Here is a 16,659-nt window from a genome sequence, read left to right on the forward strand (position 1 = left end):
AGAGCACTGTTAAGGCTAGGGGGTCATCCCGACTTACCAACCCTTTGCAAACTCCGAATACCAGTAAGTACTATCCGGGAGACACACGGCGGGTGCTAACGTCCGTCGTGGAGAGGGAAACAACCCAGACCGCCAGCTAAGGTCCCAAATTATTACTAAGTGGGAAACGATGTGGGAAGGCTTAGACAGCTAGGATGTTGGCTTAGAAGCAGCCATCATTTAAAGAAAGCGTAATAGCTCACTAGTCGAGTCGGCCTGCGCGGAAGATGTAACGGGGCTAAGTAATAAACCGAAGCTGCGGCAATACTTTTTAAGTATTGGGTAGGGGAGCGTTCTGTAAGCCGTTGAAGGTGTGTTGTAAAGCATGCTGGAGGTATCAGAAGTGCGAATGCTGACATGAGTAACGATAAAGGGGGTGAAAAACCTCCTCGCCGGAAGACCAAGGGTTCCTGTCCAACGTTAATCGGGGCAGGGTAAGTCGACCCCTAAGGCGAGGCCGAAAGGCGTAGTCGATGGGAAACGGGTTAATATTCCCGTACTTCAACTTATTGCGATGGGGGGACGGAGAAGGCTAGGTGGGCCTGGCGACGGTTGTCCAGGTTCAAGTGCGTAGGCTTGAGAGTTAGGTAAATCCGGCTCTCTTTAAGGCTGAGACACGATGTCGAGCGCCCAAGGGCGTGAAGTCATTGATGCCATGCTTCCAGGAAAAGCCTCTAAGCTTCAGATAAGTTGGAATCGTACCCCAAACCGACACAGGTGGTCGGGTAGAGAATACCAAGGCGCTTGAGAGAACTCGGGTGAAGGAACTAGGCAAAATGGTACCGTAACTTCGGGAGAAGGTACGCTCTTGACGGTGAAGTCCCTTGCGGATGGAGCTATTGAGAGTCGCAGATACCAGGTGGCTGCAACTGTTTATTAAAAACACAGCACTGTGCAAAATCGTAAGATGACGTATACGGTGTGACGCCTGCCCGGTGCCGGAAGGTTAATTGATGGGGTTAGACTTCGGTCGAAGCTCTTGATCGAAGCCCCGGTAAACGGCGGCCGTAACTATAACGGTCCTAAGGTAGCGAAATTCCTTGTCGGGTAAGTTCCGACCTGCACGAATGGCGTAATGATGGCCACGCTGTCTCCACCCGAGACTCAGTGAAATTGAAATCGCTGTGAAGATGCAGTGTACCCGCGGCTAGACGGAAAGACCCCGTGAACCTTTACTACAGCTTGGCACTGAACATTGAGCCTACATGTGTAGGATAGGTGGGAGGCTTTGAAACAGGTACGCCAGTATCTGTGGAGCCGACCTTGAAATACCACCCTTGTATGTTTGATGTTCTAACTTAGCCCCGTTATCCGGGGTGAGGACAGTGCCTGGTGGGTAGTTTGACTGGGGCGGTCTCCTCCCAAAGAGTAACGGAGGAGCACGAAGGTGGGCTAATCACGGTTGGACATCGTGAGGTTAGTGCAATGGCATAAGCCCGCTTGACTGCGAGAATGACAATTCGAGCAGGTGCGAAAGCAGGTCATAGTGATCCGGTGGTTCTGAATGGAAGGGCCATCGCTCAACGGATAAAAGGTACTCCGGGGATAACAGGCTGATACCGCCCAAGAGTTCATATCGACGGCGGTGTTTGGCACCTCGATGTCGGCTCATCACATCCTGGGGCTGAAGTCGGTCCCAAGGGTATGGCTGTTCGCCATTTAAAGTGGTACGCGAGCTGGGTTTAGAACGTCGTGAGACAGTTCGGTCCCTATCTGCCGTGGGCGTTGGAAGATTGAAGGGGGCTGCTCCTAGTACGAGAGGACCGGAGTGGACGAACCTCTGGTGTTCGGGTTGTGTCGCCAGACGCATTGCCCGGTAGCTAAGTTCGGAATCGATAACCGCTGAAAGCATCTAAGCGGGAAGCGAGCCCTGAGATGAGTCTTCCCTGATACTTTAAGTATCCTTAAGGGTTGTTCGAGACTAGAACGTTGATAGGCAGGGTGTGTAAGCGCTGTGAGGCGTTGAGCTAACCTGTACTAATTGCCCGTGAGGCTTAACCATACAACACCCAAAGGGTTTTGATGGACTCAATGAAAGAACATTGAATGTGTAAGAACGTAAACAGCTTTCCGAATTAAAGAATTTGCTTGGCGACCATAGCGATTTGGACCCACCTGATTCCATGCCGAACTCAGAAGTGAAACGAATTAGCGCCGATGGTAGTGTGGGGTTTCCCCATGTGAGAGTAGGACATCGCCAGGCTTTGAACATTATCTGTTTGAAGCACGTTTTAGATAAGACTTTAAATAGACCACTGCGGAGTGGTAGTTCAGTTGGTTAGAATACCGGCCTGTCACGCCGGGGGTCGCGGGTTCGAGTCCCGTCCACTCCGCCACTTATTAGAAAGCCCAGTCGAAAGACTGGGCTTTTTTACGTTTAACGCTCCCGAAAGTTCTGTGCACTTTTTCGCGGGCCGGAATGCCGGACCATCGAGTCCCACTTCGCCACTTATACTAAGCCTTAGTCGAAAGACTGAGGCTTTTTTACGTTTAACGCTCCTGAAAGTGCTGGGTTCGTCTGCTCGACGGTTTTATACAGACAAGAAAAAGCCAGCACGTTGGCTGGCTTCGAAGAGAGGGCTGACGAGATTAAAGAATAATGTCTCGTACTTCAGGATCTTTGCGTTCTAGGTAGTGTGTCGATTTAATGCGACGAATGGTGCGGCAGCGTCCACGGATCAGTAAGGTTTCTGTGGTGGCGATGTTACCTTGGCGGGTAATGCCCTCAAGCAGGTCACCTTTGGTGATGCCAGTGGCAGAAAAGACGACGTTATCGCTGCGAGCCATCTCTTCCATAGTCAGCACAACATTGGCTGTCACGCCCATTTCTTCGCAACGTTTTAGCTCAGCAGCGCCGTAGATGCGGTTTTCTTCGCTATCACCTTTAACTTCATGTCTAGGTAGCAAACGGCCATGCATATCACCATCGAGTGCACGGATCACAGCGGCAGACACCACACCTTCTGGTGCGCCGCCAATGCAGTACATCATGTCGACTTCACTGTCAGGCAGGCAGGTAAGAATGGAGGCGGCCACGTCACCATCAGGTACGGCAAAAACGCGTACCCCCATTGCTTGCATCTCAGCAATCACCTTATCGTGACGCGGTTTTGCTAAGGTGATCACCACAAGTCGATCGAGCGGCTTGTTGAGCGCTTCAGCGACGTTAATAAGGTTCTCTTTGAGTGGTTTATTGAGGTCGATACAGCCTTTTGCGCCTGGCCCCACAACCAGTTTTTCCATGTACATATCTGGGGCTTTTAAGAAGCTGCCTTTTTCACCTGCGGCCAGAACAGCCAGCGCATTGGACTGGCCCATGGCTGTCATGCGGGTCCCTTCAATTGGGTCAACCGCGATATCGACACAATCACCACCTGTCCCTACTTTTTCACCGATATACAGCATAGGCGCATCATCGATCTCGCCTTCACCAATGACAATCTCACCTTCGATTTCTGTTTTATTAAGCAGGGTACGCATCACTTCGACAGCGGCACCGTCGGCGGCGTTCTTATCGCCACGGCCAAGCCATTTATAACCCGCTAGGGCTGCGCCTTCGGTAATTCTAGAGAATGCCATTGCTAAATCGCGTTTCATGATGACTCCAACTGGTAGGAAAAACTGAACAAAATTAAATCGCCGCGATTTTAGCACATCACTAGGGAAACGTTTGCCTTTTTGGTTCAGCAGGGTTGAACTGGATCAAACCAGGGGCAGGAAAACGGGCGGAACTATTCATTCTTCTGGTCTTGTAAACTCTGAGTCAAATTGCGTTGTTTTTTTAATCGAATGACGCAGATTTGCAAATATAGGGCGTGTTTAAAGCGGCTTGGCTGAGTAGAATGGAAGGTAAATGGGTTTGTCATGTCGTATGACCCAACCATCCAGAGAATGATTAAAAAGGTAGGCAACGATGTCTTTTGAAGTACTAGAAAAACTAGAAGCAAAAATCCAAACCGCGGTTGATACTATCACTCTGCTTCAAATGGAAGTGGAAGAGCTTAAAGAAGAAAAGCAGAAGCTAGCAAATGAAGCGAACGAGCTGCGTACAAGCCGTGAAGAGTTGGTCGCGCAAAATCAGCAGATGCAGCAAGAACACACAGCATGGCAAGAGCGCATCCGCAGCTTGCTAGGTAAGATGGAAGACGTTGAGTAATCATCGTTTCTGTAGACTAAAAAGGGTTGGCACAGCGCCAACCCTTTTTGCTTTGGTATCTGTCAGATTAGACCTGAGGGCGCACGCCCAAAGTGTGGCAAAGTGCGTAGGTCATTTCGGCGCGGTTGAGAGTGTAGAAGTGGAAATCTTTCACACCTTCACGACTTAGGATACGCACCATGTCGATGGCTTGGCTCGCACCCACCAATTGGCGAGTGGTTGGGTCGTCATCCAGCCCTTCAAATTGTTTCGCCATCCAGCCAGGGACTTTGACGTTATTCTGCGCGGCAAAACGTGAAGCTTGTTTAAAGTTGGAAACAGGAAGGATGCCCGGAACAATTTCGACATCAATGCCAGCCGCAACACTGCGATCACGAAAGCGTAGGTAGCTCTCTACATCAAAAAAGAACTGAGTAATGGCGCGGTTTGCGCCTGCATCGACTTTGCGCTTGAGGTTCAGCAGATCCGACTGCGCACTTTTTGCTTCAGGGTGTACCTCGGGAAAGGCTGCAACAGAGATATCAAAGTCGTGACGTGATTTAAGCAGTTCCACGAGATCGGAGGCGTACATATCCGGTTTGCCACCACCAGGAGGAATATCACCGCGCAGTGCGACGATGCTTTCAATACCATTGTTCCAGTAATCGTCAGCAATCTGAATGAGCTCGTCACGGCTGGCATCGATACAAGTGAGATGAGGGGCAGCAATTAGGCCGGTCTCGGCTTTGATCTCTTTAATGATGGAGTGAGTGCGATCGCGCTCGCCGGAGTTGGCGCCGTAGGTAACAGAGACAAATTTAGGCTTTAGGGTTTTGAGGCGATGAACCGAGTTCCACAGCGTCTCTTCCATTTTTTCGCTGCTCGGAGGAAAGAACTCGAATGACACATTGATGTTGTTCGATAGCTCGGCAATATTTTGGTTTAAAGCGTCAATATGACTCGCGTGTGTGTATCCCATCTTTCTCTCTCCGTGTGGCGACCCTATCCGTAGGTAACTGCAGCCCCAACATTCAATTTGATTAAATCGACGTTTAGACGTCTATATGTCCACAGGATGTATTGAATACGTTTTAATGTCAACACTCCCACCATGAATTTTTTTCAAGTTCACAATGAGAGAATTTGAAGTGCGCGCAGAACGACGCCCGAATAAGAAAACAGGTTGCCGAAGCAACCTGTGAAACTAGAGAAAACTGGACAACAAGTTAAGGTCTGATTGAATCGCGCCTGAGGTCACTTCTCGACCCGCCCCCGGTCCGCGAATGACCAGTGGGTTGTCCTTATACCATTTGCTCTCAATCGCAAAGATGTTGTCGCATGGTAACAGGTTGGCCAAGGCGTGCTCTTTGCTGAGTGCTTCGACACCCACTCGAGCTTTACCGTTCTTTTCCAGTCTGGCGACGTAGCGTAGCACTTTGTCTTCACGTTGCGCTTTCTCTAGCCTTTCTGCTAGCTGTTCGCTGAGCTGTTGGCTGTTATCGAGAAAGTCATCCAGTGAGAGTTCGGCCAGTTCATCGGGCACTAAGCTCTCGACTTTGACCGATTCAGGTTCAATCTCGAGACCGGCTTCTCTGGCTAAGATGACCAGCTTGCGCATTACGTCAGAGCCATCGAGATCTTGCCTAGGGTCTGGCTCTGTTAAGCCTTGCTGCCACGCTAAATCGACCAACTCGGCAAACGGTACGCTGCCATCATATTGTTGGAACAACCAAGAGAGGGTGCCAGAGAAAATCCCTGAGACCGCATAAATGACATCGCCACTCTCACGCAAATCGCGCACAGTGTGGTTTATCGGCAAGCCTGCACCGACGGTGGCATTGTAGAGCCAATGGCGGTTTATTTTGGCAAACGCATCTTGCACTTGGTGGTAGTAAGCACTTGAGGCTGAGCCGGCAACCTTATTAGCAGAGATAAGATGCATACCTTGCTCAGCGATATCGAGGTAGCGCTCAGCTAACTCTTTGCTCGCCGTCACGTCGAGTACGACCACATCGTCATAGCCCTGAATCGCACCGAGGCGCTGAATCCACTCGCCTTGCTGATATGGGATAGACTCTTCATCGAAATGCTCACTGACCGCGCTAGGTTCGATGCCTTGGTCATTAAACCAATAGGTTTGACTGTCGATCACCGCCACGAGCTCAAAACTCATTCCACGACGCTTTTCTAGCTCTGCTTTTTGTTCTGCAAACAGGGTTAACCAACTGGAGCCAATGTTGCCTTTGCCGCATAGGGCGATGCCGACTCGTTTTTGTGCTTGGAAAAGTTGATTGTGAATCGCCTTAACGAGTGGTTCGGTTTCGGTGCGGCGTAAGACAGCCACCAAGCTGAGACCGGAACGAGATTCAGAGATGAACTCGACAGGCGATGACTTGAGCTTCTGGTAAAAGCCGTAACAGTGGTTGGCGTTGTTGGTGACACCAGCGCCTACGGCAGCGACAAGGGCGTAGCCCTCCTTGAGTTTAATTTCTGCTGCGATGGCGGAATCTTGTAAGAAGCCTAAAGCGCCCCCTGCAATTTCCGAGGTATAAGCAAGGCGTAATGAGTGCTTATCCGCTTGGACTTCATAAGTCAAAGGTTCAAGTTGGGCGCGTTTCAAACTGCTCAGCACTTCTTTTTCCATGCGATTGAAATCATGTCCATAGGCGAAGTTTAACTGAATCAACAACACGTCATTGAGTGAGGAGATGATCTTGGCACCACGCCCAGAGGCGAGGACGCGCTCAATGCGGCTAGAGCCAGATTCAGGGTCGTAACTGCAGCGCAGGTGTAAGTCCATCGTACTTTGAGCGACAGGCTGCAAGGTACGGCTATGCAGCACGGGGGCGGCAAGGCGTGCCAGTTCACTTGCTTCATCCAGTCGCAATAGGGGCAGAAGACAAGCATCACTGACAAGGCGAGGGTCTGCGCTGTATACGCCAGCAACGTCACTCCAAATCGTGACGCGACTGACCTCTGCGAGCGCGCCAATCACGGTGGCAGAGTAATCGGATCCGTTTCGGCCAAGCAGCACGGTTTGGCCTGCTTGGTTTTGCGCCATAAAGCCGGTAAACACCAGACGACGCTGTGAGTGTTGCGCCAAAATTTCTTTCAGTAATGGGTAGGATTGGCCACGATCCACTTCAGGTTGCGTGCCGGTTTCTGCTCGTAAGAAAGTGCGAGAGTCTTGCGCGATGGCAGGTAAACCCGCTTGATTCAATAGCGCGGCCAGCAATCTTGAGGACCACATTTCACCGTGGCCAAGTACCGCAGCTCGCTCCGCCTCGCTTAACGGGGCGCTTAATTCACCGAGGGTGGTGAACTCGTCTTTGAGCGTCGCCAGCATGTGCGCTTGTTCGTCGTCACTGTCAATCAAGGCTTCGATAAGCCCTGTTTGGAATTGTCGTACCGACTGCAACGCTTCATGGGCAAGGCGGCCGTCTTTATAGAGCGCTTCGGTAAATTCAATCAAATGATTGGTGGTTTTACCGGCCGCTGAGACAACGATCAGATCATCGCTGCCAGAGTATTCTTTGAGTATGGTGACTACCCGGCGGTAGCACTCCGGATCCGCTAAGCTGCTACCACCAAATTTATGCAGTTGACGCGATGTCGTCATTACGCGGACTCCTTCACACAGTTAAAGGCTTGCTTGAGATCGTCAATCAGGTCATCGGCATCTTCAAGACCGACAGACAGACGCAGCAGTTGCTGAGAGACACCTGCCTCGGCCAACGCCTCTTCGCCCATCGCACGGTGGGTCATTGACGCTGGGTGACAAATGAGGCTTTCTACGCCGCCTAGCGATTCTGCAAGCGAGAAGAGTTTCAGCTCACCGACAAACTGTTTCAGTTCTTCAAAGCTGCCAGCGAACTCGAAGCTGAGCATAGAACCAAAGCCTGATTGTTGTTTCTTGGCGATGTCATGACCAGGGTGATCCGGCAAGCTTGGGTGATAGATGCGGCCAACCAGTGACTCTGTTTTCAGAAAGTCGAGAATGTTTGCCGAGCTTTGTTCGTGCACCTTCATTCGTGCGCCCAACGTGCGGATGCCACGCAGCGTCATGTAGCTATCAAACGGCGTGCCGGTGGCCCCAATGCAGTTGCCCCACCAAGCCAGTTCTTCAGCGTGCGCTTTGGTTTTGGTGATCACCACGCCGCCAATCACATCGGAGTGACCGTTGATGTATTTGGTGGTTGAGTGAATAACGAAATCGGCACCCAGTTCGAGTGGCTTCTGGAAAATCGGGGTTAAGAAGGTATTGTCAACCGCGACCAGCGCGCCAACTTGTTTCGCTTGCTGGCAAACTTTCTCGATATCCACCACACGCACCAAAGGATTTGATGGCGTTTCCAACAGGATAAGCTTGGGTTTCTGGTTGATGGCGGCGGTCAAGGCTGCGTCATCGGATTGGTCGACGAACAACACGTTGAAGTCGCCCTTTTGCGCGCGGGTATTGAAGAGTCGATAGGTGCCACCGTAGCAATCGTGTGGCGCGACAATCAAATCATCTGGACCGACAAACGCAGAGACCCAAAGGTTGAGCGCTGAGGTGCCACAATTGGTCACTACAGCGCCTTCTCCACCTTCTAACTCATACAGCGCCGTTTCAAGCAGGCCACGGTTCGGGTTACCAGAACGCGTGTAATCGTATTTCGGCACTTCACCAAACGCCGGAAAGCCATAATTGGTCGAGAGATAAATAGGGGGAACGACAGCGTGATGTTGGGTGTCTGACTCGATACCAGTACGTACCGCGATGGTGGCGGGTTTGCGCGTGCTCATAGCGTTTTCCTTGCGAACAGTAGTGACTTGTTTTAGGGAATGCGATATACCTGTTGCTTATCAGGTGTATCCGGCACCCAATGTGGTGTAGTGCTGCGACACACTCACAGTTTGGGCCGATTCACTCCTATCGCCAACCACTTTACTTCTCATTTTTTAAGACGTCAACACTTCTAGACGTCTATATGTCTTTGCTTGTAGCCATAAATACCGTTAAAATTGTGGTTTAAACACTCATACGCAAATATAAAGGTGCGCAATGGCAGACTGGAATGGCGAATACATTAGCCCATACGCAGAACACGGTAAGAAAAGTGAGCAAGTGAAAAAAATCACGGTCTCCATCCCACTTAAAGTCCTTAAGGTATTAACAGACGAGCGTACGCGCCGCCAGATCAACAACCTGCGTCATGCCACCAACAGTGAGTTGTTGTGTGAAGCGTTCTTGCACGCTTACACAGGTCAACCATTACCGACGGATGAAGATTTGCGTAAAGACCGTCCAGATGATATTCCCGCTGAAGTGAAAAAGCTGATGACGGAGATGGGGATTGAGTTTGAGGCGTTTGACGACTAACGCTCGCCCTGTTTTGCACCGAATTTGAATGCAAAAGCCGCTGACATCGTCAGCGGCTTTGTTGTTTTTGCTCAGCCAGAGGCAAAGGTCGTGGCTGGTAGTGGGCGTCAAGGTTACTCGATATCCATGTAATGGTCAGGCAGCTCAATGCGTGCCACCCCGGATTCTACCGCGGCTAACGCGACCGCTTTGGCGACGCGGGGGAGTAGTCTTGGGTCCATCGGTTTTGGAATAATGTAGTCTGGGCCAAACGAGAGTGAATCCACACCCGCGGCGGTCAGAACATTGGCAGGGACCTCTTCCTTCGCCAGTTGACGGATCGCCGCTACGGCAGCGAGCTTCATCTCATCGTTGATCTCGCTAGCACGTACATCCAGTGCGCCACGGAAAATAAACGGGAAGCAAAGTACGTTGTTGACTTGGTTCGGGTAGTCACTGCGACCTGTACCCATAATGAGGTCATTGCGTACATCATGAGCGAGCTCAGGTTTGATCTCAGGATCTGGGTTAGAGCAGGCAAACACGATGGGTTTGTCGGCCATCAATTTAAGATCATCTGGCGATAACAGGTTAGGACCAGAAACGCCAAGGAACAGATCGGCGCCTTCGATGACATCTTGCAGCGTACGTTTGTCGGTGTTGTTGGCAAACAGTTGTTTGTATTCGTTGAGATCATCACGTCGAGTGTGGATCACACCTTTGCGATCCAGCATGTAAATTTTCTCGCGCATCGCGCCGCACTTGATCAGCAGCTCCATACAAGCGATGGCAGCCGCACCGGCGCCCAGACAGACAATCACGGCGTCTTCCAGTTTTTTACCTTGCAGCTCAATGGCGTTTAACATGCCAGCAGCCGTCACAATGGCGGTACCGTGTTGGTCATCATGGAAGACTGGCACATCACAGCGCTCAATTAATTGTTTTTCGATTTCAAAGCAGTCTGGCGCTTTGATGTCTTCTAAGTTGATGCCGCCAAAGGTATCCGCGATGTTGGCGACCGTGTCGACAAACTCATCGATGGTGCGATGTTTGACTTCGATGTCGATGGAGTCCAAACCTGCAAAGCGCTTAAACAGCAGGGCTTTGCCTTCCATCACGGGCTTTGATGCCAGTGGGCCAAGATTACCTAGGCCAAGAATCGCTGTGCCGTTGGAGATCACTGCCACCATATTGCCTTTTGCAGTGTACTTATAGACATTATCGGGGTTTTGAGCGATCTCTCGTACCGGCTCGGCCACGCCTGGGCTGTAGGCGAGCGCGAGATCTTGCGCGGTTTCTGCTTGGGTGGTCAGCTCGACAGAGATCTTGCCTGGTTTTGGAAAGGCATGGTAGTCGAGCGCTTTTTGGCGAAATTGTTCTTCAGGGGTCAGGTCTTGACGGTGGTCATCAGGCATAGAAATAGGTACTCGTTAAAATGATTCAGCACAAAGGGGGTTAATCATTTTAGAGGAACTGAGTCAAGCTGCCTAGGTCAGAATGCGAGCGAGTAGGGTAATATGTGGGAAACGACTGGAGATTAGACCAGATAGAAAGAGATATGACTGCGGGTTTTGCTGTGAATAGGTTAATTGCTCTAAATTTCTGGCAACAAAAAAGGACGCCGCAGCGTCCTTTTTCCTATCCGCGAGAAGGAATTACTTCTTACCGCTTGATAGAGCACCGAAACGCTTGTTAAAGCGATCTACACGGCCGCCAGTATCAACGATACGCTGCTTACCAGTGTAGAATGGGTGACATTTGTCACATACGTCTAGGTGGATTGATTCTTTGTCTAGAGTAGATTTGAACTCAAATGTGTTGCCACAAGAACAAGTTGCTGCTACTGCTTTGTATTCTGGGTGGATTCCAGCTTTCATGGGGTAACCTCAATATAGGCCGTGTCGCTATCCGATTCAGAGCCGGACACCACACGTAGTTAATGTAAAATGGATTTAGGACACCGCTGCCAGAGCAGCCATATCTCTAAGGCGCGATATAGTAATGAATAGTACGCCTAGGATCAACCGATTTGGGGTAGAAATCGCTACTTTTTTAGCCGCTGCAGGAGAGGGAGACGCATGGATGTTATCGCGAAGTGGTGTTACCCGCGTCTCCTCATACAGACACTGAGATGCGCTGGCTTTTCTCACTCTGCCTTTTCCCTTAGACTAAACGCGTCATCGACCTGCAGTGAAAGACTGAATGAGACCCACCATCGCCCGAGTCGCGTTACCCGTACCACTAGATAAACAGTTTGACTATCAAATCCCTGGACACCTTTTTCCAGTGATCGGTGGGCGCGTGTCTGTGCCTTTTGGCCGTCAAACCTTAGTCGGTATCGTGACAGCCTTGGTGCAGCAGTCATCGCTGCCGATGGACAAAATCAAGCCGATTAAGCAGGTGCTCGACAGTCAACCTGTTTGGCCTGACTCGTTATATACCTTGTTGCACTGGTGCAGCCACTTTTACCAATATCCACTTGGCGACACCTTAGCCAATGCGATGCCCAGCGCCCTGCGTAAGGGAAAACCGGCCGACTTTACCGCCGTGGTGGAATGGCAACTGACGCCAACCGGACGCGATCAATTGATGCATGGATTTGGCCGAGCGGTTAAGCAAGCCAAAGTGATGCAGATGCTGCAACACGGACCGACGTCACACCAACGTTTTATTGATGAAGAGGTCAGCACTAGCGTGCTGCGCACGTTGACAGACAAAGGTTGGATTGAGTCGATTGAGCGCAAGCCTCATTTTGCCAAGTGGGGCACTGACATTGAAGCCGATGTCGAGAAACCAAAGCTGAATGAAGAGCAAGCAATCGCTATCGCGACGGTCAACAGTTTCAGCGGTTTTGGCTGCTTTTTGCTCGAAGGGGTGACCGGTTCAGGCAAAACCGAGGTATATCTCAACATGATTAAGCCAGTCCTCGAACGGGGTCAGCAGGCTTTGGTGTTGGTGCCGGAAATCGGTCTGACGCCGCAAACCATCAATCGCTTTCGAAAGCGTTTTAACGTGCCGATTGAGGTAGTACATTCTGGATTGAATGACACCGAGCGTCTCAATGCCTGGCTGTGTGCGCGCGATAAAGTGGCCGGCATTGTGATTGGGACGCGATCTGCATTGCTGACACCTTTTGCTGATCTGGGCATTATTATTGTCGATGAAGAGCACGATAGCTCTTACAAGCAGCAAGATAGCTTGCGCTACCATGCGCGCGATGTGGCGGTCATGCGCGCCAACAAAGAGCAGATCCCGATTGTGCTTGGTTCAGCAACGCCCGCGTTAGAAACGCTGCACAATGCGCTGTCTGGCAAATATCATCATCTGCATTTGTCTCGCCGAGCAGGCAGTGCGGTGCCCACCACCAATCAAGTGATTGACGTCAAAGGGCTCTATTTAGAGGGGGGCCTCTCTGCGCCACTGATCGCTCAAATGCGCAAGCACCTCAACGCAGGCAATCAGGTGATGCTGTTTTTAAATCGACGCGGCTTTTCCCCGGCTCTGATGTGTCACGAATGTGGCTGGATCGCGGAATGCAAGCGCTGCGACGCCTACTACACCTACCATCAGCACAGCAGCGAAATTCGCTGTCACCACTGTGGCTCTCAGCAGCCGACGATCCACCAGTGCCAAGGGTGTGGTTCCACTCAACTGGTCACTGTTGGGGTGGGAACCGAGCAGCTAGAGAAACAACTGCATACGCTCTTTCCAGAGCAGAAAACCATTCGTATTGACCGCGACAGCACGCGGCGCAAAGGCAGCCTAGAAGAGGCGTTAAGCGCCATTCGACGCGGTGAATATCAGATTCTGATCGGCACGCAAATGCTCGCCAAAGGGCACCATTTCCCGGATGTGACGCTGGTGGCGCTGTTGGATGTTGATGGCTCACTCTACAGCAGCGATTTTCGAGCCTCTGAGCGTTTAGCCCAGCTCTTCATTCAGGTGGCAGGCCGAGCGGGGCGTGCCAGCAAACCCGGTGAAGTGTTGTTGCAAACCCACCACCCAGAGCACAGCCTATTGCAAGCACTGCTGAAAAAGAGTTATCGGGACTTCGCCGAGGTGGCCTTAGCAGAGCGAAAACTGGCGGCGTTGCCCCCGTATTCGTTTTTAACGCTGTTTCGTGCGGAGGCGAACCAATCTGAGCTGGTGGAAGAGTTCCTACGCCAAGTCCGCTTTACTTTAGAATCCCACCCTCTGTTTGATTCCGGCTGCATGGTGCTGGGCCCGACACCCGCCCCGCTTGCCAAACGTGCGGGTAAGTTCCGTTGGCAATTACTGCTGCAAACCGAGCAGCGCTCGTTAATGCAAAAGCTGCTGGCCAGTGCTAAGCCGGCTATCGAGTTGCTGCCGAGCGCGAAAAAGGTCCGTTGGTCGGTCGATATCGAGCCTCAAGACTTGAGCTAACACGCCGATTAGTTTAAATAGGGGCAGGGACGATAGGCGCTGTGAGCTGATTTCGTTCTTTTTCATTTATTTGTGATCTGGCTCTCTTTTATAGTTCGGGTTTTGTTAAATATCCCGTAACTTTCTGTTTCGAAATGAATAAACTAGTTGTTTGGAAAGGGATAGGCGAAGCGAACCTTGGCAAGAGCCAAACGATTGCGTTTCGCTGCCAATAAGAGTGGGCATCAGCCTACCATCATCATAAGCGGTGCAGGATTGACCCCGTCATCACCACACCAGACGCTATGATCAAGGCAACAAGGTTTAGGTGGCTAAAGCGCTACATCTTTAATTAAGAGGGTTAATAACTTATGGCGACAATGAAGGATGTTGCCCAGCTTGCGGGAGTGTCGACGGCGACGGTATCACGGGCGTTGATGAATCCCGAGAAAGTCTCTTCTGCGACGAGAAAACGCGTCGAAGAGGCGGTGCTTGAAGCTGGCTACTCACCCAACTCGCTGGCGCGCAATCTGCGTAGAAACGAATCAAAGACCATCATCGCGATCATCCCAGACATTTGCGATCCCTATTACACCGAAATCATTCGTGGCATTGAAGATGCGGCTATGGAGCACGGTTACATCGTATTGCTTGGGGACAGCGGCCAACAAAGAAAGCGTGAAAGCTCTTTTGTGAACTTGGTATTCACTAAGCAGGCCGATGGCATGCTGCTGCTCGGTACGGATTTACCGTTTGATGTTAGCAAGGCAGAACAAAAGAATCTGCCGCCGATGGTCATGGCCTGCGAGTTTGCGCCTGAGTTAGAGTTGCCCACCGTGCATATTGATAACCTCACTTCCGCATTTGAAGCGGTCAACTACCTGACTCAGATGGGGCATCGCCGTGTCGCGCAGATTTCGGGGCCTGAGAGTGCTCTACTGTGTCAGTTCCGTCACCAGGGTTATCAACAAGCGTTGCGCCGCGCAGGCCTAACGATGAACGAACACTATTGCGCAGAAGGCAACTTCACATTTGAAGATGGTGCGAAGGCGATTCGTCAGTTGTTGGCCTTATCTGAGCCGCCGACAGCGGTTTTTTGTCACAATGATATGATGGCGATTGGCGCGATTCAGGAAGCGAAAAAGCTCGGACTTCGCGTGCCACAAGATCTATCGGTTGTGGGTTTTGATGACATTCAGTTTGCGCAATACTGCGATCCACCACTCACGACGATTTCTCAGCCGCGTTATGAAATCGGGCGTCAGGCGATGCTGATGATGCTTGAGATCCTCCGTGGCCACGACGTGCGTGCCGGCTCTCGACTGCTCGAAACAGAACTGGTGATTCGAGATAGCGCCGCGCCGCCGCGCGTCCTCTAGACGACTTGAACGGTCATTGAGCCGCCGGGCGCGCTGGCCGCGCCACTTTGCGGCCAGTTTTGCTGAGCCGCTTCCAATTCCGGTCTGTCCTCACACACAAATCTGCTTTAACATAGCGAGCAGTTGTATTAAATGGTTTGATAATCAGTTGTGGCGAATAGAGATTACGTAAAGCGCGGCAGTAGCCGTAAGCCGACTAAAAAAGCCGCCCCGCGCCGCAAGAAACCGTGGCGCAGTGGTTTGTTGGCCATCGTCTTGGTCTCGGCGTTCGGTTATGGGTTGTATCTACTTAGTAGCGATCCTGAGCCGCCTGCGCCGGTGGTTCAACCCGCGAAGCCTACCCCGAAACCCAAAGCGAAAAGCAGCCAAACTCTCCCTCCTCCGCCAGAAGAGAAGTGGGATTATGTCGAGTCGTTGCCGAGTCGTGAAGTGGAAGTGAAAGCCAAAGAGTTGGTGGTGTCTGAGATCCCTTACATCATGCAGTGCGGCGCGTACAAAACCGCACAGCAAGCTGAAGCGCGTAAGTTGGATATTGCTTTCCAAGGCATCAACAGCAAAATTCGCAAAAAAGAAGACAGCAGTTGGTATCGCGTGGTGCTTGGTCCATACAAATTTAAGCGTGACGCAGAGCGTGATAAGCACAAGTTACAGCGCGCCAAAATCGAGCCTTGTGCGATTTGGAAAGAAGCACAATAAACGCCGACGTCTAATGCGTTCAAAGTGAAAACATCGCCCCGGTTTCTTGTCGGGGCGATGTCTTTTTTACCCTTGAATTCTGTTTTTCATAGCCTCATATAAAGACTAACATCCAAATGAATAAAGTATGAGGCCCCACCGTGACTACCATTGTATCCGTACGTCGTAACAACAAAGTCGTCATTGCTGGTGATGGACAAGTATCACTGGGTAACACAGTGATGAAAGGCAACGCACGTAAAGTTCGCCGTTTGTACAACAACAAGGTACTTGCGGGATTTGCCGGTGGTACTGCCGACGCGTTTACCTTGTTCGAACGTTTTGAAAGTAAGTTGCAAATGCACCAAGGTCATTTGACTAAAGCGGCGGTTGAGCTGGCCAAAGATTGGCGCAGTGACCGTGCGCTGCGCAAGCTTGAAGCTTTGTTGGCCGTCGCTGATGAGACGGCATCGTTGATCATTACCGGTAATGGTGATGTGGTGCAGCCAGAAAACGATTTGATCGCGATTGGTTCTGGGGGCAACTTTGCGCAAGCGGCAGCGACGGCGCTGCTCGAAAACACCGAACTCGACGCCCGTGACATCGCGGAAAAGTCGCTCAAAATTGCTGGTGATATCTGTGTGTTCACCAACCATCACCACACTATCGAAGAACTAGAAATCCCGCACAGCGCTGCGAAGTAAAAA

Annotated in this window: 12 protein-coding genes, 1 tRNA gene and 2 rRNA genes; 9 read left to right on the forward strand and 6 right to left on the reverse strand. The window is 51.2% G+C overall.

All coding sequences use genetic code 11. From position 1 onward, the window contains the following. The 3 genes from AC6R1A_RS00070 to AC6R1A_RS00080 all read left to right on the forward strand — a co-directional run. Positions 1 to 2,041, forward strand: a 23S ribosomal RNA gene (locus AC6R1A_RS00070); the annotation flags it as partial. Between the two features lie 85 nt (positions 2,042 to 2,126). Further along, positions 2,127 to 2,242, forward strand: a 5S ribosomal RNA gene (gene rrf / locus AC6R1A_RS00075). A 56-nt stretch (positions 2,243 to 2,298) separates the two neighbouring features. After that, a tRNA-Asp gene (locus tag AC6R1A_RS00080) sits at positions 2,299 to 2,375 on the forward strand. 253 nt (positions 2,376 to 2,628) lie between these two features. Here AC6R1A_RS00080 and glpX read toward each other — a convergent pair. Beyond that, the gene (gene glpX / locus AC6R1A_RS00085; protein ID WP_500633005.1) at positions 2,629 to 3,636 is read right to left on the reverse strand and encodes a class II fructose-bisphosphatase; all 1,008 of its coding nucleotides are present in this window, start codon (positions 3,634 to 3,636) and stop codon (positions 2,629 to 2,631) included. 316 nt (positions 3,637 to 3,952) lie between these two features. Here glpX and zapB point away from each other — a divergent pair, with 316 nt between their 5' ends. Then, entirely contained in the window at positions 3,953 to 4,195 is a 243-nt protein-coding gene (gene zapB / locus AC6R1A_RS00090; protein WP_334555687.1) for a cell division protein ZapB, read from the forward strand. Between the two features lie 67 nt (positions 4,196 to 4,262). Here the strand turns inward: zapB and metF are convergent, their stop codons facing one another. The 3 genes from metF to AC6R1A_RS00105 all read right to left on the reverse strand — a co-directional run bounded on the left by metF (position 4,263) and on the right by AC6R1A_RS00105 (position 8,959). Further along, entirely contained in the window at positions 4,263 to 5,153 is an 891-nt protein-coding gene (gene metF / locus AC6R1A_RS00095) for a methylenetetrahydrofolate reductase (protein ID WP_487902563.1), read from the reverse strand. Between the two features lie 225 nt (positions 5,154 to 5,378). Continuing rightward, entirely contained in the window at positions 5,379 to 7,793 is a 2,415-nt protein-coding gene (locus AC6R1A_RS00100; protein WP_500633006.1) for a bifunctional aspartate kinase/homoserine dehydrogenase II, read from the reverse strand. Beyond that, entirely contained in the window at positions 7,793 to 8,959 is a 1,167-nt protein-coding gene (locus tag AC6R1A_RS00105) for an O-succinylhomoserine (thiol)-lyase (protein ID WP_500633007.1), read from the reverse strand. Before AC6R1A_RS00105 ends, AC6R1A_RS00100 begins: the two co-directional genes overlap by 1 nt. Before the next feature lie 259 nt (positions 8,960 to 9,218). On the opposite strand from AC6R1A_RS00105, the gene metJ reads away from it, so the two are divergent. Next, positions 9,219 to 9,536 carry a met regulon transcriptional regulator MetJ gene (gene metJ, locus AC6R1A_RS00110; RefSeq protein ID WP_334555683.1) on the forward strand — a complete coding sequence of 106 codons (318 nt, stop codon included), beginning with the start codon at positions 9,219 to 9,221 and terminating at the stop codon, positions 9,534 to 9,536. A gap of 113 nt (positions 9,537 to 9,649) precedes the next feature. Here the strand turns inward: metJ and AC6R1A_RS00115 are convergent, their stop codons facing one another. Then, positions 9,650 to 10,930: a malic enzyme-like NAD(P)-binding protein gene (locus tag AC6R1A_RS00115; RefSeq protein ID WP_487902566.1), complete on the reverse strand. Its 1,281-nt coding sequence runs from the start codon at positions 10,928 to 10,930 to the stop codon at positions 9,650 to 9,652. A 240-nt stretch (positions 10,931 to 11,170) separates the two neighbouring features. After that, positions 11,171 to 11,392: a 50S ribosomal protein L31 gene (gene rpmE, locus AC6R1A_RS00120; protein WP_334555681.1), complete on the reverse strand. Its 222-nt coding sequence runs from the start codon at positions 11,390 to 11,392 to the stop codon at positions 11,171 to 11,173. A 325-nt stretch (positions 11,393 to 11,717) separates the two neighbouring features. On the opposite strand from rpmE, the gene priA reads away from it, so the two are divergent. From priA to hslV, 4 genes are all read left to right on the forward strand, one after another. Continuing rightward, positions 11,718 to 13,919, forward strand: a complete 2,202-nt coding sequence (gene priA, locus AC6R1A_RS00125; protein WP_500633008.1) for a primosomal protein N' — start codon at positions 11,718 to 11,720, stop codon at positions 13,917 to 13,919. A 350-nt stretch (positions 13,920 to 14,269) separates the two neighbouring features. Further along, the gene (cytR, locus tag AC6R1A_RS00130) at positions 14,270 to 15,277 is read left to right on the forward strand and encodes a DNA-binding transcriptional regulator CytR (protein ID WP_500627047.1); all 1,008 of its coding nucleotides are present in this window, start codon (positions 14,270 to 14,272) and stop codon (positions 15,275 to 15,277) included. A gap of 150 nt (positions 15,278 to 15,427) precedes the next feature. After that, the gene (locus tag AC6R1A_RS00135) at positions 15,428 to 15,973 is read left to right on the forward strand and encodes an SPOR domain-containing protein (protein WP_334555677.1); all 546 of its coding nucleotides are present in this window, start codon (positions 15,428 to 15,430) and stop codon (positions 15,971 to 15,973) included. Positions 15,974 to 16,113: 140 nt separating this feature from the next. Next, on the forward strand, positions 16,114 to 16,656 hold the full coding sequence (gene hslV / locus AC6R1A_RS00140; protein ID WP_487902569.1) for an ATP-dependent protease subunit HslV: 543 nt from the start codon (positions 16,114 to 16,116) through the stop codon (positions 16,654 to 16,656). Positions 16,657 to 16,659: the final 3 nt, after the last annotated feature.

This window comes from Vibrio sp. R10-SG3-ISO3 (genome assembly GCF_059834225.1).

What these genes read in the sequence shown, in the direction of transcription:
- glpX (WP_500633005.1), bottom strand. Translation starts at nt 3,636, where the DNA reads ATGAAACGCGATTTAGCAATGGCATTCTCTAGAATTACCGAAGGCGCA.
- zapB (WP_334555687.1), top strand. Translation starts at nt 3,953, where the DNA reads ATGTCTTTTGAAGTACTAGAAAAACTAGAAGCAAAAATCCAAACCGCG.
- metF (WP_487902563.1), bottom strand. Translation starts at nt 5,153, where the DNA reads ATGGGATACACACACGCGAGTCATATTGACGCTTTAAACCAAAATATT.
- AC6R1A_RS00100 (WP_500633006.1), bottom strand. Translation starts at nt 7,793, where the DNA reads ATGACGACATCGCGTCAACTGCATAAATTTGGTGGTAGCAGCTTAGCG.
- AC6R1A_RS00105 (WP_500633007.1), bottom strand. Translation starts at nt 8,959, where the DNA reads ATGAGCACGCGCAAACCCGCCACCATCGCGGTACGTACTGGTATCGAG.
- metJ (WP_334555683.1), top strand. Translation starts at nt 9,219, where the DNA reads ATGGCAGACTGGAATGGCGAATACATTAGCCCATACGCAGAACACGGT.
- AC6R1A_RS00115 (WP_487902566.1), bottom strand. Translation starts at nt 10,930, where the DNA reads ATGCCTGATGACCACCGTCAAGACCTGACCCCTGAAGAACAATTTCGC.
- rpmE (WP_334555681.1), bottom strand. Translation starts at nt 11,392, where the DNA reads ATGAAAGCTGGAATCCACCCAGAATACAAAGCAGTAGCAGCAACTTGT.
- priA (WP_500633008.1), top strand. Translation starts at nt 11,718, where the DNA reads ATGAGACCCACCATCGCCCGAGTCGCGTTACCCGTACCACTAGATAAA.
- cytR (WP_500627047.1), top strand. Translation starts at nt 14,270, where the DNA reads ATGGCGACAATGAAGGATGTTGCCCAGCTTGCGGGAGTGTCGACGGCG.